At 56.5% G+C, this 18,372-nt stretch carries 18 protein-coding genes and 1 pseudogene; 7 read left to right on the forward strand and 12 right to left on the reverse strand.

The features are described 5' to 3' along the window. Window positions 1-44: 44 nt before the first annotated feature. The 5 genes from QTO30_RS12310 to QTO30_RS12330 form a co-directional block, all read right to left on the reverse strand. Window positions 45-896, reverse strand: a complete 852-nt coding sequence (locus QTO30_RS12310) for an ABC transporter permease (protein ID WP_340424396.1) — start codon at window positions 894-896, stop codon at window positions 45-47. After that, window positions 893-1,813 carry an ABC transporter permease gene (locus QTO30_RS12315; RefSeq protein WP_340424397.1) on the reverse strand — a complete coding sequence of 307 codons (921 nt, stop codon included), beginning with the start codon at window positions 1,811-1,813 and terminating at the stop codon, window positions 893-895. Before QTO30_RS12315 ends, QTO30_RS12310 begins: the two co-directional genes overlap by 4 nt. A 48-nt stretch (window positions 1,814-1,861) precedes the next feature. Continuing rightward, window positions 1,862-2,635: an ABC transporter ATP-binding protein gene (locus tag QTO30_RS12320; protein ID WP_340424398.1), complete on the reverse strand. Its 774-nt coding sequence runs from the start codon at window positions 2,633-2,635 to the stop codon at window positions 1,862-1,864. Window positions 2,636-3,193: 558 nt separating this feature from the next. Then, window positions 3,194-4,648, reverse strand: a complete 1,455-nt coding sequence (gene hydA, locus QTO30_RS12325; RefSeq protein WP_340424399.1) for a dihydropyrimidinase — start codon at window positions 4,646-4,648, stop codon at window positions 3,194-3,196. Between the two features lie 93 nt (window positions 4,649-4,741). After that, on the reverse strand, window positions 4,742-5,992 hold the full coding sequence (locus QTO30_RS12330; protein ID WP_340424400.1) for a Zn-dependent hydrolase: 1,251 nt from the start codon (window positions 5,990-5,992) through the stop codon (window positions 4,742-4,744). A gap of 162 nt (window positions 5,993-6,154) precedes the next feature. Between QTO30_RS12330 and QTO30_RS12335 the strand changes: the two genes are divergently transcribed. The 3 genes from QTO30_RS12335 (at window position 6,155) to QTO30_RS12345 (ending at window position 7,975) form a co-directional block, all read left to right on the forward strand. Further along, window positions 6,155-6,757 (forward strand): TetR family transcriptional regulator C-terminal domain-containing protein, encoded by a 603-nt coding sequence (locus QTO30_RS12335; protein ID WP_340424401.1) that lies wholly within the window; start codon window positions 6,155-6,157, stop codon window positions 6,755-6,757. 214 nt (window positions 6,758-6,971) lie between these two features. After that, complete coding sequence (locus QTO30_RS12340) at window positions 6,972-7,331, forward strand: hypothetical protein (RefSeq protein WP_340424402.1); 360 nt, start codon at window positions 6,972-6,974, stop codon at window positions 7,329-7,331. 20 nt (window positions 7,332-7,351) lie between these two features. Next, window positions 7,352-7,975, forward strand: a complete 624-nt coding sequence (locus tag QTO30_RS12345) for a zeta toxin family protein (RefSeq protein ID WP_340424403.1) — start codon at window positions 7,352-7,354, stop codon at window positions 7,973-7,975. Here the strand turns inward: QTO30_RS12345 and preA are convergent, their stop codons facing one another. The 3 genes from preA to QTO30_RS12360 are packed head-to-tail and all read right to left on the reverse strand — an operon-like array spanning window position 7,976 to window position 10,995. Next, entirely contained in the window at window positions 7,976-9,280 is a 1,305-nt protein-coding gene (preA, locus tag QTO30_RS12350; RefSeq protein ID WP_340424404.1) for an NAD-dependent dihydropyrimidine dehydrogenase subunit PreA, read from the reverse strand. A 21-nt stretch (window positions 9,281-9,301) separates the two neighbouring features. Continuing rightward, a complete protein-coding gene (locus QTO30_RS12355; protein WP_340424405.1) occupies window positions 9,302-9,619 on the reverse strand; it encodes a hypothetical protein in 318 nt (105 codons plus the stop codon). Window positions 9,620-9,657: 38 nt separating this feature from the next. Continuing rightward, window positions 9,658-10,995: an NAD(P)-dependent oxidoreductase gene (locus QTO30_RS12360; protein ID WP_340424406.1), complete on the reverse strand. Its 1,338-nt coding sequence runs from the start codon at window positions 10,993-10,995 to the stop codon at window positions 9,658-9,660. On the opposite strand from QTO30_RS12360, the gene QTO30_RS12365 reads away from it, so the two are divergent. After that, window positions 10,994-11,143, forward strand: coding sequence for a hypothetical protein (locus QTO30_RS12365; RefSeq protein ID WP_340424407.1), 150 nt, complete (start codon window positions 10,994-10,996; stop codon window positions 11,141-11,143). The two genes, QTO30_RS12360 and QTO30_RS12365, sit on opposite strands and share 2 nt — an antisense overlap. A 16-nt stretch (window positions 11,144-11,159) precedes the next feature. Here QTO30_RS12365 and QTO30_RS12370 read toward each other — a convergent pair whose 3' ends face one another. Continuing rightward, window positions 11,160-12,068, reverse strand: a complete 909-nt coding sequence (locus QTO30_RS12370; RefSeq protein ID WP_340424408.1) for a Gfo/Idh/MocA family protein — start codon at window positions 12,066-12,068, stop codon at window positions 11,160-11,162. Then, window positions 12,068-13,828 (reverse strand): L-arabinonate dehydratase, encoded by a 1,761-nt coding sequence (gene araD, locus QTO30_RS12375; protein ID WP_340424409.1) that lies wholly within the window; start codon window positions 13,826-13,828, stop codon window positions 12,068-12,070. Before araD ends, QTO30_RS12370 begins: the two co-directional genes overlap by 1 nt. 71 nt (window positions 13,829-13,899) lie before the next feature. Here araD and QTO30_RS12380 point away from each other — a divergent pair. Beyond that, window positions 13,900-14,650: pseudogene (locus QTO30_RS12380) on the forward strand (class II aldolase and adducin N-terminal domain-containing protein). A gap of 95 nt (window positions 14,651-14,745) precedes the next feature. Further along, window positions 14,746-15,606 (forward strand): SDR family oxidoreductase, encoded by an 861-nt coding sequence (locus QTO30_RS12385; RefSeq protein WP_340424410.1) that lies wholly within the window; start codon window positions 14,746-14,748, stop codon window positions 15,604-15,606. Here the strand turns inward: QTO30_RS12385 and QTO30_RS12390 are convergent. After that, entirely contained in the window at window positions 15,572-16,228 is a 657-nt protein-coding gene (locus QTO30_RS12390) for a hypothetical protein (RefSeq protein WP_340424411.1), read from the reverse strand. The two genes, QTO30_RS12385 and QTO30_RS12390, sit on opposite strands and share 35 nt — an antisense overlap. Before the next feature lie 136 nt (window positions 16,229-16,364). On the opposite strand from QTO30_RS12390, the gene QTO30_RS12395 reads away from it, so the two are divergent. Further along, window positions 16,365-17,141 (forward strand): ion transporter, encoded by a 777-nt coding sequence (locus QTO30_RS12395; RefSeq protein WP_340424412.1) that lies wholly within the window; start codon window positions 16,365-16,367, stop codon window positions 17,139-17,141. A 110-nt stretch (window positions 17,142-17,251) separates the two neighbouring features. Here QTO30_RS12395 and QTO30_RS12400 read toward each other — a convergent pair whose 3' ends face one another. After that, window positions 17,252-18,361 carry a site-specific DNA-methyltransferase gene (locus QTO30_RS12400; RefSeq protein ID WP_340424413.1) on the reverse strand — a complete coding sequence of 370 codons (1,110 nt, stop codon included), beginning with the start codon at window positions 18,359-18,361 and terminating at the stop codon, window positions 17,252-17,254. Window positions 18,362-18,372: the final 11 nt, after the last annotated feature.

Here is an 18,372-nt window from a genome sequence, read left to right on the forward strand (position 1 = left end):
CTCCTAGTCAGTTTCATTTGCCCTCTTATCGGGGCTTGGTCCCGTTATTTACGTTGCGATGGGTGCCAAAAGGTCACCCGCCCCTCAATCCATGCCATCAGCCCGTAGAACGCGCTTCCCGCGAGTGCAGCCACCACAATCTCGGCCCAGACCATATCAAGCGCAAGCTGGCCTACAGACGTGGATATACGAAAGCCCATGCCCACCGTGGGAGAGCCGAAAAATTCAGCAACAATCGCACCAATCAGCGCCAGAGTAGTCGCAATCTTAAGCCCGTTAAAGATAAACGGCATCGCTGCAGGCAAGCGCAGCTTGAACAGCGTTGGCCAATAGCCCGCACCATAGGTGCGCATCAGGTCGCGTTGCATAGGCGTCGTATCGCGCAAACCCGCCACAGTATTCACCAGGATCGGAAAGAACACCATCACCGCAACAACCGCCGCCTTCGACTGCCAGTCACTGCCCAGCCAGCGCACAAAGATTGGCGCCGTGCCGACAATAGGCAAGGCCGCCATGAAGCTACCCACCGGCAAAATACCACGGGTCAAGAACGCAGATCGATCCGCCAGAATGGCCACGGCAAAGGCCGCGATCATCCCGATGATATATCCCGTCATCGCGCCTTTGATGATCGTTTGTTCAAAATCGGCCCAGAGTGTCGGTAGTTCACTGGCAAAGCGATCCGCGATCATGGTTGGTGGCGGCAGGATCACAGGGCTGATTTCAAGCATTCGCACCAGCAACTCCCACATGATCAGCAGCGTCAAACCAAAGATCGCCGGAACCAGCAGCTTCACCAGCCTGTTTTTGGCCATGACGCTATTGGCCAACCGGCTGTTCACAAACCACCCCACACCCCAAACGGCCAATGCACTTATAAGAGCCGTCCCTGTCATGCCGCTTGCATCCCCATGCGGCGCAAGGTCCAGCGCTCTATCAAGCTAAAGAGCCCCACTAGCGCCGCTGCCGTAATGGCCGCCGCAAAAAGCGCCGCCCAAGTGACCATCGGCTGCCCGTATTGGTCACCAACCAGCATACGCGCACCAAACCCAGCCCGCGCACCTGTCGGCAGTTCCGCCACGATAGCACCAACCAGCGATGCCGAAATCCCAATCTTCAGCGAGGCGAAGAGATACGGCACAGATGCAGGCAGTCGTAATTTCCAAAACGCCTGCGATGGGCTCGCATAGTAGGTCCGCAACAGGTCCAACTGCATCCCATCAGGGCTCCGAAGCCCCTTTACCATGCCCACAACGACCGGAAAGAAACTCAGGTAGGCACTGATCACTGCCTTGGGAAACAACCCCTGTATCCCAATCGACCCCAGCATCACGATGATCATCGGCGCGAGCGCCAGGATCGGAATAGTCTGGCTGGCAATCGCCCAAGGCATCACGCTCATATCCATCGCGCGGTTATAGACAATCCCAACCGCCAGCAAGATGCCGAGGCCGGTCCCAATCGCAAAGCCAAGCAAAGTGGCCGACAGCGTTACCCACCCATGGTAAACCAACGACCTGCGGGACGTGATCTTCTTCAAGGCAATCGTATCCCACATCTCGACCGCCACCTGATGCGGGGACGGCAGACGCGGGCGTTCCAACGTATAGGTCATTCCAAAGAGATGCGTGTTGCGTAGGGCCAGCCCGATGCCCGAGTACTCCTGCCGCGCCGCAGGCGTATCAGGCGTCACCGCGATATCCTGCCGCTGCGCCTGATCCGCCGTCAGATGCATATTCATCGGCACGACTGAGACGATCCAAAACAAAAGGATCGCCCCGACAACGGTCAATACGGGCAACAAAGACTTCAAGCAGGCCCCCTGACGCTCTTCGCCCAATCAAATTTCAACCCGTGGGGTCTATTCATCAATATGCCCCGCCCGCAGACCATCGCGTACACGATGCGCCACCTCGATAAATTCCGGCGTATCGCGAATGTCCAAAGGCCGCTCCTTTGGCAAAGGACTATCAATCACATCCGTAATCCGCCCCGGACGCGGGGACATCACAACAATCTTGGTCGACAGATACACCGCCTCGGGGATTGAGTGGGTCACAAACCCAATTGTCTTCTCCGTTCGTGCCCAGAGCTGTAAGAGCTGTTCATTGAGGTGATCACGGACAATCTCATCCAGCGCACCAAAGGGTTCGTCCATCAGCAGGATGTCCGCGTCAAACGCCAGCGCGCGGGCAATCGAGGCACGCTGCTGCATCCCGCCCGACAATTGCCAAGGGAATTTCTTGTCAAACCCGGCCAGATCAACAAGCTCCAGCACACGTGTCACTCTTTCGTTCTGCTCGGCTTTAGAAAACCCCATAATCTCCAACGGCAGCTTGATATTGCCCCCAATTGTGCGCCACGGATAAAGGCCCGCCGCCTGAAACACATAGCCATAAGCACGCGCCATCCGCGCCTCATCCGGGGTCATGCCATTGACAGAAATCTGGCCACCTGTTGGCGTCTCAAGCCCCGCAATACAGCGCAGAAACGTCGTCTTTCCGCAGCCCGAGGGGCCGATAAACGAAACAAAATCGCCCTTATTGATCTCAAGGTTCACATCCTTGAGCGCATGTACAGGGCCATCGTTGGTCTGGAAGGTGAGGTTGAGGCCCGAGGCTGATACTGTAATCATCGCAATTTAGCCTCTAAACCCCATAATCAATGAGAAGAGTCTTTCCGCAGTCGCCCAAGTCACATTTCTCCTTATTCGCTCGCGCCTTGTTATCTCACGAATGATATCATCTGGCTTGTGACCCCAGTTGCCCTTCGCTCGCCGTTCTCTCAGTGTTCGGGATGTTTCGCGGAAGAATGCTGCTAGCTGACTGTCTGAATAGTCGTCCAGCGACACATACTTTTGTCTGCTTCCAGGATCGTAGTTATCAAAGACCATACAGGGATACTTTGGCTCTGGAATGCCATACATCATTCCCAATCGTAGCGATAAGTTAGAATTGAAGTGCTCCTTCGCAAACTCTCCATAGCCAATGCCACTCCGCGTCTCTGTGGTCGGAACACACACGTGCCAAGTGCTGTCGCTGTCCTGGTGAATCCTGTTCCAATTTGCAAACAGCCAATCGGTCTGTTGGCAGGAATAATCAGCAACTAAGACACTCGTAACAGCATTTCGTTGGTATAGCGTTCGGATCTCTTTGCTACTTGCAATTGCCCACATGCTAGCTTCCCAATTTCCCTAGACTCCTGTCGCCGGAATACCCGTCCGCTTCACTGGCTGCGGCGCGGTCAGTTCTTTCCACGAGGACAGCGCTTTGTTCACAGGCGTATTCGCCTCGCGCTTCACGAACTTGCCGTGCCCTTCCTGCGTGCGCACTTCCCCATCATGGATCGCCACGTGGCCGCGCGTCAGGGTAAAGCGCGGCAGGCCCTTCACCTCTTTGCCCTCGAACACGTTATAGTCGATAGCCGATTGCTGGGTACCGGCAGCGATCGTCTTGGTCTTCGCTGGGTCCCAGACCACCAGATCGGCATCAGCCCCGACCATCACAGCACCTTTGTTCGGATAGCAGTTGAGTATCTTCGCGATGTTGGTGGAGGTCACAGCCACAAACTCATTCGGTGTCAGACGCCCCGTCTCAACCCCGTGGGTCCAGAGCATCGGCATCCGATCCTCAAGCCCACCCGTACCATTTGGAATTTTCGAGAAATCACCCACACCTGTCCGCTTCTGTTCGGTCGTAAAGGCGCAGTGGTCCGTCGCCACAACGCTCAATGACCCAGATTGCAAACCCGCCCAAAGGCTATCCTGATGCTGCTTGTTCCGGAAAGGCGGTGACATAACGCGGCGCGCGGCATGGTCCCAATCTTTGTTGAAATATTCACTCTCATCGAGCGTCAGGTGCTGGATCAGTGGCTCACCCCAAACGCGCTTGCCCTGTTGCCGCGCCCGGCGAATGGCCTCATGCGCCTCTTCGCAAGAGGTATGCACCACATAGAGTGGCACACCCGCCATATCAGCGATCATGATCGCGCGGTTGGTGGCCTCGCCCTCAACCTGAGATGGGCGTGAATAGGCGTGACCTTCTGGGCCGGTATTTCCCTCGGTCAGCAGTTTTGCGGTCATCTCGGCGACAACATCCCCGTTTTCCGCGTGGACCATCGCGATGGCCCCCAGTTCTGACAGGCGGTTGAAGGATGAGAAAAGCTCATCATCATTCACCATCAACGCGCCCTTGTAGGCGAGGAAGTGCTTGAAGGTGTTGATACCACGATCCTTCACGACTGTTTCCATGTCGTTGAAGACCTGCTCACCCCACCATGTCACCGCCATATGGAAGGAGTAATCACAGTTCGCACGGGTCGATTTGTTGTCCCAGCGCTTGATCGCGTCGAGCAGGCTCTCGCCCTGATTAGGCAGGCAGAAATCGACAACCATCGTGGTGCCACCCGCAAGGCCAGCACGGGTGCCGCTCTCGAAATCATCGGAGGAGTAGGTGCCCATGAACGGCATTTCCAGATGGACGTGGGGGTCAATACCACCCGGCATGACATAGCAACCGGTCGCATCCAGTTCCTCGTCGCCCTTCAGGTTGGGACCAATCTCGATGATCGTGCCGCCGTCGATCAGGACGTCCGCTTCATAAGTCAGGTCATGGGTAACAATCGTGCCGTTCTTGATGACTTTGGTCATGATCTTTTCTCCCTGTCGGCCTTTCGCGGGCCCTCATCTTCTCATGTTCTCAAATACCTTGGGGGAGGCCGCAGGCCGGGGGCAGCGCCCCCTTTACCCCACAATCTCCGCCGTCTCGACCACCGCATGAAACAGCACATCCGTGCCCGCCGCCGCCCATTCCGGTGAAATCTCTTCCGCCTCATTGTGGCTCAAACCATCCACACAAGGGCACATCACCATCGCTGTCGGATAAAGATCGTTGATCCAGCAGGCATCATGTCCGGCACCCGAGACGATATCCATGTGGCTATAGCCCAACCGCTCCGCCGCGTCGCGCACGGCTTTCACGCAGCCTTCGTCAAAGGCGGGCGGGTCGAATTGCCCGACGATTTCGCAGGAGAACTCCACGCTGATCTCTTCGCAGATCTTCGGTGCGCGTTCTTCGAACTCGGCCACCATCCCGTTCAGCTTGTCCAAAAGATGCGTCCGCATATCGACGGTGAAGACCACCTTACCGGGGATGATGTTGCGGCTGTTTGGGTAGACGTCGATATGCCCGATGGCCCCCACCGCATTTGGTTGGTTCTTCATCGCAATCTCGTGCACCAACTCGGTCACCAAAGCCAAACCGCGCCCCGCGTTCTTGCGCATATGCATCGGCGTTGATCCGGTATGGCTTTCCTTGCCGGTGATCGTACATTCGATCCAGCGCAGGCCCTGGCCGTGCGTCACAACGCCAATGTCCTTGCCTTCAGCCTCCAAAATCGGCCCCTGTTCGATATGCAGTTCAAAGAAGGCATGCATCTTGCGATCACCGACCTTTTCCTCACCCCTCCAGCCGATCCGCTCCAGCTCATCCCCGAAACGTTTGCCATCCGCATCCACCCGGTCATTCGCCCAGTCGAGCGTATGTTTGCCCGCAAAGACGCCCGAGGCGAGCATGGCGGGGGCGTAGCGCGTGCCTTCCTCATTGGTCCAATTCGTCACGACAATCGGATGTTTGGTCTTGATATCGAGGTCATTGAGCGTGCGCAGGATTTCCAGACCACCTAATACGCCCAACACGCCGTCATATTTGCCGCCGGTAGGCTGGGTGTCCAAATGCGAGCCCACATAAACAGGCAGCGCATCCGGATCCGTGCCCTCGCGCCGCGCAAACATGTTGCCGATCTCATCAACACCCATTGTGCAGCCCGCCGCTTCGCACCATTTCTGGAACAGGTGACGGCCCTCGCTGTCTTCATCGGTCAAGGTCTGGCGGTTATTCCCGCCTGCAACACCGGGGCCGATCTTGGCCATTTCCATCAGGCTGTCCCACAGCCGTTCGCCGTTGATACGCAGGTTCTCTCCGGGGGCTGGCATGGGGGCTCCTTCGCTTGCATTTGACCAAGTGGTCAAAACAACGCTAACAGAGGGAAAGCACCAGTCAAGTTTTCCGCTCGGATTACAGGCAGATGCAACCAAAGCTGGCAGTCACGGGCACGTTTGCCCAAATTCCGCCCGGTTTTTAAGCGAAGGATCGGCATGACCAAACCCCCCACCCGTATTCAGCAACGCAACCGCGCTGCGATTTTGTCCGCCGGTTTAGACGTGTTTTCACAATTCGGGTTTCGTGGAACGACTTTGGATCAGATTGCTGAAGCAGCCGGGCTGTCAAAACCCAACTTGCTGTACTATTTCGCCTCAAAAGAAGCGATCCATGCCGCATTGCTGGAACGGTTGCTGGAAACATGGCTAGACCCGCTCAAAGCCCTTGACGGTGCAGGTGACCCCGTCGCCGAGATCATGGGCTACGCCCGGCGCAAACTGGCGATGAGCCGGGACTACCCGCGTGAAAGTCGCCTCTTTGCCAACGAAGTTCTGCAAGGCGCACCACGGATTGAGAATATCCTGAAAAACGACCTCAAGGCACTTGTTGATGAGAAAGCCCGGATCATCAAAGCATGGGTAGATGAGGGCAAGATCGCCGATATCGATCCGCACCACCTGATCTTTTCAATCTGGGCTTTGACCCAGCATTACGCCGATTTCGATGTGCAGGTGCGGGCTGTACTAGGCCGGGACGATCCGTTTGATGGCGCCGAAGAACACGTCGCGAAGGTCATTGCGCGCACCCTTCAATTGTGATCACAAAATGGAAACTTGGTTGCGTAAGTCCGGAACCCTCCCCATATTAGTTTAGTGTTTGCGGCATCGGCGCACCCTGAACGAAATATTTAGGTGTATCTGCAATGTTGGGGCTCATCGCCCCATTTTGGCCCAGATCCTTGGCAGAATGATTGGTGCTTGACCTGCGGCACGAACATCGATTCACTGACGACAGGCAAAAAGGACCTTTGATATGGACGAAAAAATCGCATATTCGCCTGCCTCGAGCAAGGGGTCGAAGCCAAGTACGCGCAACGATTATGCCCCAGGAACATTTACGATCCTGCAGATACTTGAAGCAGCTATTGCCGCAGGGACAGTGCAGATCGCTGGTGGCCGCGACAAGACTGCTATTCATAAGGATGCCGCCAAAATCATGGATCGGTTGAGACCACTGCTCACACCTGAAGAGCTATTCAATCTGCAATTCCCAAAGTCGCGGAATGTAACAGAAATGGGTGGAGATGCGTGGCATACTGCTTTTGAAGCCGCTGGAACGCAAGCCATCGCTGCGACAACAAAGCTTGGCCTAACGCCTGCAAATAAACGATAGGGTCAGGACCGCCAAAAGAGATGGCGGACCGCCCAACACTTCTTGTTATTGGCGGCCCGAACGGGTCTGGAAAGACGACTGTTCTTTCTTTCCTACAGCGCGCCGGGCGCGAGATCCCAGACTATGCAAACGCTGATGAGATTGCGAAGATGCTTCCCGGCGATCTGCATGAACGCAATATACAATCCCAGCGTATTGTAAGAACGAGACGTGACGCTGCCATTGATGCATATGCCTCATTCTCTTACGAGACAGTGATGTCGCATCACAGCCATGTCGACGCCATGGTCAAGGCGAGGGATCTTGGGTTCTTTGTTCAGTTGGTCTTTGTGACCACCGATGATCCGCAGATCAATGTGCAACGCGTTGCAAACCGGGTGCGCGAAGGTGGACATGACGTGCCCACTGACCGTATCATAAACCGCTATCATCGTATTTTTAAAGACACATTGTTCGATGCCATCGCGACCGCTGACGAAGCAATGCTGTTTGACACAACGCGAGGAAACACGATGGCGAGACCGCAGTTTGTCGCCCATATTCGCGGATGGCATGTCACTGTAAAGGATCCTGAGGGACTGTCTTGGCCCGTCTCCCTGCTGGCGCGTATGCAGGCAGACATACGATTTGTATTTGGAGCTTGACTACTCAGCCGCCACCGCACCCGGATTATTCGGGTGCGTTGTCCAGTTGGCGTATTCCTTCTCGACAACCTTGCCCGTGCGCGGGTCAATCTGACCGGGCTGCATCGCCTCCATCGTGATGCAGTTTTCAACCGGACATACGTCGACGCAAAGGTTGCAGGCGACGCATTCCTCATCAATCACGGTAAAGGTACGATCTTCTGACATCGCAATCGCTTGGTGGCTGGTGTCTTCGCAGGCCGCATAGCAACGTCCGCATTTGATGCAATCATCCTGATTGATCTTGGCCTTGGCGATATAGTTCAGGTTCAGATATTGCCAATCCGTCACATTCGGGACGGCACGACCGACCACCTCTTCCACCGAGGTATAGCCTTTTTCATCCATCCACTGCGACAACCCGCTGATCATCTCTTGCACGATCTTGAAACCATAGGTCATCGCTGCCGTGCAAACCTGCACATTGCCTGCACCAAGGCTGATAAATTCCGCCGCATCGCGCCAAGTTGTGATCCCGCCAATGCCACTGATTGGCAGGCCGTGCGTTTCGGGATCGCGCGCAATCTCTGAGACCATCGACATGGCGATGGGTTTCACCGCCGGGCCGCAATAGCCACCATGCGATCCTTTGCCGTCAATCGAAGGCTCGGGTGACATTGTGTCAAGATCGACCGATGTAATCGAGTTGATCGTATTGATCAGGCTGACCGCATCCGCCCCACCACGCATGGCGGCAGCAGCCGGTTTGCGGACATCGGTGATGTTCGGTGTCAGCTTCACGATCACTGGCTTATCGTAGTACTGTTTGCACCAGCGCGTCACCATCTCGATGTATTCAGGCACCTGCCCAACAGCCGCGCCCATGCCCCGTTCCGACATCCCATGCGGGCAGCCAAAGTTCAGCTCAATTCCGTCTGCGCCAGTGGCTGCCACGCGGGGGAGGATGTCTTTCCAGGCCTGTTCTTCACAAGGCACCATGATCGACACGATCATCGCGCGATCGGGGTAGTCGGCCTTCACGCGGGTGATTTCTTCGAGGTTGGTTTCAAGCGGGCGGTCGGTGATCAACTCAATATTGTTCAGACCCAACAACCGCCGATCCGCGCCATAAATCGCACCATAACGCGGGCCATTGACGTTTACGACCGGCGGCCCTTCGGCCCCGAGTGTTTTCCAAACGACGCCGCCCCAGTAAGCCTCAAATGCGCGGCGAACGTTATATTCTTTGTCTGTCGGCGGGGCCGAGGCCAGCCAGAACGGGTTAGGGGATTTGATCCCTAGAAAGTCTGTCGTCAGATCAGCCATCGTTGGTTTCTCCTGTCAAAATCAGCCGCATGCGCCAAAGCGCCCGACCGGAACGCGATCAAGGTACACGTCCATATCTATATCGTTCACCAGCACCAACCGCAGATGTCGGGTGCCTTGATCAAGGGTTCGTGTTGTCACCGGATCGGTCGCGGCATCCAAAACATAGACGTTCCGGCAATCAATCAATCCGTGAAGCGAGAAGGCTTTAACCACCGGCGGATCGCGCCAGTCGCAGACCGTATGTTCGTTGAAACCAATCGCACCGGGCTCAACGTGGATGTTTTCGTTCGGACCGCATCTTGTCCCGAGGAAAGGGTCGGGCTGTGCAAGCGCCATCGTTCCTAGGTTCGCCGCCACTATGATGGCGCCCCACTTCACCCTTTTGCGCCCATCAAGACCGCATGAATATCCATCGCGGCATCGCGCCCCTCGGCCACGGCAGTCACTGTCAGGTCATCACCACCACTGGCACAGTCACCACCGGCCCAAACACCATCGTGGCTGGTGCGACCGGCACCCGTCACAGCAATCTTGCGCCCTTCCAGATCTAGCCCGCCATCGGTGGTCAGCGTCTGTCCAATCGCTTTGAAAACTTGATCAGCGGCAAGTCGGATCGTCTCACCCGTCCCTTTCAGGCCGCCGCCGTCATCTGCTGTGTATTCCAACTCAATCTCGCGCACGGCACCGTTGCCATGGATCGCAACCGGCTGCGCGTTGAACATCAAACGCACGCCTTTGGAGGCTGCGAGGTCTTGCTCATATGCGCTCGCGCTCATCGCATCGCGGCCACGACGGTAGGCAATTGTGACGTTCTGGGCACCCAGCAGCTTGGATTGCACAGCAGCGTCGACGGCTGTCATGCCGCCGCCGATGACAACCACATCACGCCCGACGGGTAGCGTTGCAAGATCACCGGCTTGCCTCAGGTCCTTGATAAAATCGACCGCATCGCGAACGCCATCTTTGTCTTCGCCTTCGCTGCGCAAAGCGTTCACTCCGCCAAGGCCTACACCAAGGAACACCGCATCAAAGCAATGGGTCAGGGAGTCCATGGTCAGTTCATCCCCAAGACGCATACCCGGTTTGATCTCAATCCCACCAATGCCGAGCAGCCAATCCACCTCGCGCGCGGCAAAATCGTCGGTGGATTTATAGGCAGCAATGCCGAATTCGTTCAGCCCGCCCGCCTTGGCCGCAGCATCGTAGATTGTCACGTCATGGCCATGCATCGCCAACCGATGGGCACAAGCCAACCCGGCAGGTCCGGCACCGACAACCGCGATCTTCTTACCCGTCTCTGGCGCACGGTCATAAGGATGGCGCTGTTTGGCCATCAGGGTATCGGTGGCATGTCGCTGCAAGCGCCCGATCTCAACCGGCTTACCCTCGGCCAATTCACGCACGCACGCCTGTTCGCAGAGGTCTTCTGTCGGGCACACACGGGCGCACATGCCGCCGAGAATGTTCTGATCAAAGATGGTTTTCGCTGCTGCCTCGGACGTGCCCGTGCTGATCTGGCGGATAAAGAGCGGGATGTCGATCTCTGTCGGGCAGGCCGTCACACAGGGCGCATCATGGCAAAAATAGCAACGATCTGCAGCAACTGCAGCCTCGTGCGGCGCGAATGGTGCATGTAAGTCTGCGAAGTTTTCGGCAAGCGCGTCTTCTGGCAAACGCGCCGCGGCAATACCGGGGGTCATAGGGCTGGACATGGGTGTCATCCTGTCGTGGCTTCTCACGAACAGCCTGCCACAGTTTTATTTTTTATCAAATGGTAAATTTTTGGCGATTTGCGAAAAGGCCCGTGAGCGTCTGATTATGGATCAGGATGCCTCCGGCGGAGGTATTTTTTCAACATGAAAAGCAAAGGGTTAGATCAAAAATGGAACGGGTCGACTGTGATCCGTTTGCCCAACGTGAGCGCGTCGGCCACATGGATCATTGGCGATACGTCCACCTCTGATGCGCTATTTTTCACCAGTTCTGCCATACGATCATAGAGTGCGGGGTACTCGCGGTTATTGCCAGCGACGATCTCTTTGCCAGCGATGATCAAACGGTCACCACCGTCGTGCAGGTGTAGCGTGCCCGCCGTGGTTTCCACAGTGATGTCCCAGTTCTGCGGCCCCTCTTGCCGCCAATCAAAGTCACCCGTGACATTCTCGGTCCATTGCAGCTGTGCTGCAATCGGTGTGTCCCGGTTTTCAGGGAAATACAGGTCTGCAACGCGCAGATGGATCGGCATTAGCAGGATTTCAGTGATGATCGAAAGGGCATTGCTGCCGGGATCAAAGACCCCCATGCCGCCGGGCGCAAAAACCCATTCCTGCCCCGGATGCCAGCGCCGCACGTCTTCCTTCCAAGTGATATGCGCGCCAGTAACACTTTTGTCGGCAAGCCATGCTTTGGCGGGCGCAACCCCTTTGGCCATGCGGCTATGCCATGTGGTGTAGAGCGTGACGCCTGCATCTTTTGCCATTTTGGCCAGCGCATCGACCTCTGCAAGTGTCGCACCGGGTGGTTTTTCGAGCATCACGTGGCGACCTGCCGCAATGGCTTTGGCCGCGTAATCGTAGCGCGGCACCGGGGGCAGACAGAGCGATATGACAGGGACATCCGGCCGTTCGTTCAGCATCTGATCAAAATCAGTGTAGGCGGGGACGCCATCTACCGTGCCTGCCCTGCTGACGGTTGCGGCCAGTTCCCACTCATCGCTGCCGTTGATCGCGGGTACGTGCTGATCGACCGCGATCTTGCCGATCCCTACCAGACAAATGGGCGTCATCAGTGGGCTTCCTTGCCAACGGCATTGCCGCGGTGACCGACGAGGAAATCGAAATCTGCGCCTGTGTCTGCGCCCATCACACGGTCATGGTAGAGCATGGCATAGCCGCTTTCCGGGCGTGGATTGGCCCCAGATTTTTCGGCGGTCCATTCTGCCATACGGGACGCGAGTTCTTCATCGGTGATATCCAGATGGATACGGCGACCTGCAACGTCTAGCTCAATCATGTCGCCATCACGCACCACGGCCAGTGGGCCACCTACGGCGGCCTCTGGCGAGGTGTGCAATACGACCGTGCCGAAGGCGGTGCCCGACATACGCGCATCGGAAATCCGCACCATGTCTGTGATCCCTTTCTTTAGGATCTTCGGCGGCAGCCCCATGTTCCCAACCTCGGCCATGCCCGGATACCCGCGCGGGCCACAGTTTTTCAGAACCATCACGCAGGTTTCGTCGATATCCAGATCATCATCGTTGATCCGCGCTTTGTAGTCGTCAATGTCCTCAAACACGACGGCGCGGCCTGTGTGCTGCATCAGTTCAGACGTCGCGGCAGAGGGCTTGATCACGGCACCGCCCGGGGCCAGATTGCCGCGCAGAACGGCGATGCCACCCGATTGGGTCAGCGCCTTTTCAACCGGCAGGATCACGTCCTCATTCCAGTTCTTGACGTGCTTGACTTCGTCCCACATAGACCCGCCTGACACGGTAAGCGCATCCTTGTGAAGCAGACCCGCTTCGCCCAACCGTTTGATGACGACAGGCAATCCACCCGCATAGAAGAATTCTTCCATCAGGTATTTGCCCGATGGCATCAGGTTCACGATTGTCGGCACATCACGCCCCAAGCGATCCCAATCGTCCAGTGTTAGCTCAACCCCCTTGGTGCGACCCGCCATGGCCAAAAGGTGAATAACGGCGTTTGTCGACCCGCCAATCGCGGCATTCGTGCGAATGGCGTTTTCAAACGCTTCTTTCGTCATCACATCAGACGGCTTTAGGTCATCCTTCACCATATCCACAATGCGCCGCCCCGTCAGATGCGCCATCACCCGGCGGCGGCTATCAACAGCTGGAATTGCGGCATTGCCGGACAAAGCCATGCCCAGCGCCTCGGCCATAGAGGCCATCGTGCTGGCGGTGCCCATCGTGTTACAGGAACCAGGTGAGCGAGACATGGAAGCCTCAGCCTCGACGAACTCTTCCGCAGTCATGGTGCCAGCGCGGACCGCTTCAGAGAATTTCCAAAGATGTGTACCAGAGCCCACCCGTTCACCATGGAACATCCCGTTGAGCATCGGGCCGCCAGAAACGACGATTGTAAGCAGATCGACAGAGGCAGCACCCATCAATAGCGCAGGCGTGGTCTTGTCGCAGCTCGTAGCCAGCAGCACGACACCATCCATCGACATACCCCGTATCGCCTCTTCGACGTCCATGGCGCACAGGTTGCGGAACATCATCGCGGTCGGGCGCAGGCTTGACTCCGCTGGCGAGAACACCGGGAACTCGACCGGAAAACCACCCGCCTCGTAAATCCCGAACTTCACCCTTTCGGCCAGATCGCGCAGATGCGCATTGCAAGGCGTCAGCTCTGACCACGTATTGCAAATCCCCACGACAGGTCGCCCGTCCAGCAAATCGGCTGGCAAACCCTGGTTCTTCATCCATGACCGGTGATAGATCGCGTCCTTTGACGACCCCCCGAACCATTCCTGAGACCGCAGCTTGCGGGGCCACTTCGCGGGCTTGAATGCCATGTTAAGACTTCCTTTGATGGGGTTGATACGTCATCAATACCCTGCACCATACCCAATTCCAAGGAGCCGTCATGAATACCCATCCACAAAACATTGCCCATTGGGCCGAACGGGTTGATATGGCTGCTGCCTTCCGCTGGACTGCGCGTTTGAACATGCACGAAGGGGTCGCAAATCATATCAGTCTGGCAATCAATGATGATGGCACCAAGTTCCTGATGAACCCCAATCAAATGCACTTTAGCCGGATCAAGGCGAGTGATCTGATCACCGTGGATGCGAATGATCCTGACACGCTGAAAGGACCAAACGCGCCGGACCCCACGGCCTGGGGGCTGCATGGGGGCATTCACCGTTTGGTGCCGCATGCCCGCTGCGCGATGCATGTGCATTCAATCTTTGCGACGGTGCTTGCGTCTCTCAAGGACAGCCGCCTGCCACCGATTGATCAGAACTGCGCCACGTTCTTTAACCGCTATGTGATTGACGATGGCTATGGCGGTTTGGCGTTTGAAGAGGAAGGCGAGCGCTGTGCAGCCTTGTTCAGCGACCCCAAACAAAAGGTCATGATCATGGGCAACCACGGTGTGCTTGTGATTGGTGATAGCGTGGCTGAAACCTTCAACCGGATGTACTACTTCGAGCGGTCCTGCGAGACGTACATCCGCGCCCCTGCAGACCGGGATGGCGTTACGTGTTCTACCGGATGACATCGCCGAAAAAACCGCGCAGGAGTTGGAAGAGTATCCTGAGCAGGATGTGCGGCATCTGGCGGAGTTGAAGGCGATTTTGGATAATGAGAGTGCAGATTACGCAAGCTAGCCCGCCACTAAACGCCTGGCGTCAAAAGTTTTCTTGCCTACGGCGCCCAATGAATGAGGGCTTGTGATGACACCCGGACTGAGCCACTTAGAGATATGACCAAGACACTGCTTTCCTTTGGCCACGGTTATAGCGCCCGCGCTCTGTCTCGCCTGTTGCTCCCACAGGATTGGCGCATCATTGGCACTACGCGATCCGAAGACAAAGCACCGCGCCTGATGAACGAAGGGATCGAACCGCGCATCTGGCCGGGGGCCGATATGATCCCGGCACTGAATGCAGCAACGCATTTGCTGATCTCGGCGGCGCCGGGTGATGCAGGCGATCCGGTGTTGGCGGAACTGCGCGAAGAGATCATGCAGCGCGCAGATCAGTTTGAATGGGTTGGTTATCTGTCCACAACGGGCGTCTATGGCGACCACCAAGGTGATTGGGTCGATGAAAACACCCCCCTCACCCCGGCCACAAAAAGAGGCATCGCGCGGGTTGAGGCAGAGGCAGCATGGTCCTCTATTCCAGACCTGCCACTGCATATTTTCCGTCTGGTAAGCATCTATGGACCCGGACGCGGGCCTTTCTCGAAGGTACGCAATGGCACCGCGCGGCGGATCATCAAAAAGGGGCAGGTGTTCAGCCGCACGCATGTGGCCGATATTGCGCGTGTCCTTGCCGCCTCAATCAACAAGCCGAACCCCGGCGCGGCCTATAACGTCTGCGACAACGACCCGGCGCCGCCGGAGGATGTGATCGCCTATGCCGCCGAACTGTTGGGGCAACCGATCCCGGAAGCCGTCGATTTTGAAACGGCCGAAATGACCCCAATGGCCCGCAGCTTTTATGCTGAGAGCAAGAAGGTGCGCAACGACCGCATCAAGGATGAGTTGGGGGTCGAACTGCTGTACCCCGACTATAAATCAGGGCTTAAGGCGTTGCTGGCGCAGGAAATCGGCGCCTGAACGCCCAGGCGATACCCGCATAAATCAACAAGAATACAACGCCAGTGGCGAAGTAAGAGCCGTAAACGATCATACGATCCGCAAACTCCAGATTGTTCAGGAACGGATAGGGCAAACCACTCGTCACTGTGCCTGACGGGCTGGTGTTCAGTGGTTCGTAGACCAACTCCGCGATTGAGAGATAGGCAGCTACTACACCAAACAGCCAAGCGAAGGCCGCACCTAGCCTGCGGTAACTGCGATGGATGAATATGCTGTCTATCACCTGTAACGCAGGCCCCAGCCCGTGCAGATATAGCTCCAGATGCCAGCTGTTCAGCTGCCCGTCGCTGGTCACAGAATTTGGGTCTGCAAAGAAGAGTCGCCAGTAAAGAAGCACAACCATCGTGTTGATCACCGCCGTCATACAGACGAATCCATCCCAGCGGCGGGTGCTGCGTTCCTCCTCAATCGCCATCATACGGCTGAAGGCGAAGAACGAACAAAACAAAGCCCAGACGGTGAGGAACCGAAACGGACCACCAAACTGGTCCCAGCCGCCAAAAACCAGCATGCGGATGCAATAGCCCCCGGCTAAAAGAAACGCGGTCCAGCGGAAAATCAAACGCGGGTTCATCGACATTTAAGGCTCACTTTTTAAGCAGAGCATGCGCAGCGCTGCGAATATCCGTCCAGCATAACCTCACGTCCCGACAGGCTCTTGCTCAAATGTTGCAAACAACCCATATCAAGGGCGCTCTTCATTAAAGGCTAACTGTATGACCCTTCGCCAAAAAACCGCTGATCTGCTTGAAACTGCCTGGGTGCGCAATTTCATCGTCGGCGTGATCATCTTCAATGCCGTGATCCTGGGGATGGAGACATCCAAAACCATCATGGCGGCGGCGGGTCCTTTGATTACGGCGCTTGATAATCTTTGCCTTGCGATCTTTGTGGTTGAGCTTGCGGCGAAGTTCTTTGCCCAGCGTGCTCAATTCTTCCGCAGCGGTTGGAACATCTTTGATTTCATCATTGTCGGCGTGTCACTGGTGCCCGGCAATGGCGGTTTGTCCGTTCTGCGTGCGCTGCGCATTCTGCGAGTCCTGCGTGTCATCTCAGTCGTGCCATCCCTGCGCCGGGTGGTCGAAGGTTTCGTGACCGCCCTGCCCGGCATGGGGTCGGTATTTCTGTTGATGGGCATTGTGTTCTATATCGCCGCTGTCATGGCGACCAAGCTCTTTGGCACATCATTCCCCGAATGGTTCGGCACCTTGGGTCGCTCGGGCTATTCCCTGTTCCAGATCATGACGCTGGAAAGCTGGTCGATGGGCATCGTGCGCCCGGTGATGGAAGTCTACCCCTATGCGTGGGTGTTCTTCGTGCCATTCATTATGGTGACCACTTTTGCTGTGGTGAACCTGTTGGTCGGTCTGATCGTGAATTCGATGCAGGACGCACATGCCGAGGAAGGCAATGCCGCCACAGATGCCTATCGCGACGAGGTGATGAAAAAGCTGGAAGCGATTGAGGCGCGTCTCGATCAGGGTGGCAAATAGAAAAAACCCCGCCATCACATGGGATGGCGGGGGAAAAGTTAGTGCTCGCGTGCCCATCCAGTATTGGACAGGCTTGCCGCAGGCACCGGCGGTATCAACTTTGGTAAAACTTAATGCTTCGCCATCTCTGAGCGGATCTGCTGGCGCAGCAGATCAATGGGCACCTTCTGCCCGTCGCGTTTAAACTGCCAATAGGTCCAGCCGTTACAGCTTGGCGCACCTTCAAGGTGGGCCCCGACCTGATGGATTGACCCTTTGATGTCGTCACCGATCAACGTGCCATCAGCACGGACCTTTGCCTTGTGACGGCCGTTCATGCTCCACAATTCCTCACCGGGGCGCAGCATGCCGCGCTCCACCAGCACACCAAAGGCGACGCGGGGTTCAGCCCGTTTTGACGTGGAAACTTCCAGTGCTTCCTTGTCGAACTTGCGGGTATTTTTGATGCGCTTCTCGGCGACCTTGCGGTATGCCTCTTCACGCTCGATCCCGATGAAATCGCGGCCCAGCATTTTTGCGACCGCGCCCGTGGTGCCAGTCCCGAAGAAGGGGTCAAGGACCACATCGCCGGGGTTCGTGGTGGCAACAAGGACGCGGTGCAAGAGGGATTGCGGTTTTTGCGTGGGATGCGCCTTTTCGCCTTCATCATTCTTCAGTCGCTCATGGCCGGTACAGATAGGCAGAACCCAGTCAGACCGCATTTGCACGCCCTCGTTCAGGGCTTTAAGCGCTTCATAATTGAAGGTGTACTTGCTGGCCTCTTCTTTGGAGGCCCAAATCAGTGTCTCATGGGCGTTTGTCAGGCGCTTGCCCCGGAAATTCGGCATCGGGTTCGATTTGCGCCACACGACATCATTGAGGATCCAGAACCCCTGGTTCTGTAACTCTGCGCCCATGCGGAAGACATTGTGATAGCTGCCGATGACCCAGATCGCGCCGTTTGGCTTCAGAAGACGACGGGCCGCGGCAAGCCATTCACGGGTGAACTTGTCATAGAGTTTGAAGCTATCGAATTGGTCCCATGCGTCATCAACGGCATCAACCTTGGAATTGTCGGGGCGATGCAAATCGCCCTTCAATTGCAGGTTATAGGGCGGGTCAGCAAAAATCAGGTCGACAGAGCTCGCTGGCAGACTGTTCATCACTTCGATGCAGTCACCATCCACAATCGTATTGAGCGGGAGCTTCACAGCCCCTTTTGCTTTCGTCTTGGTCGTCATCACTTGCCTCA

Origin of the sequence: Yoonia sp. GPGPB17 (genome assembly GCF_037892195.1) — a bacterium.
Lineage (GTDB): Bacteria > Pseudomonadota > Alphaproteobacteria > Rhodobacterales > Rhodobacteraceae > Yoonia.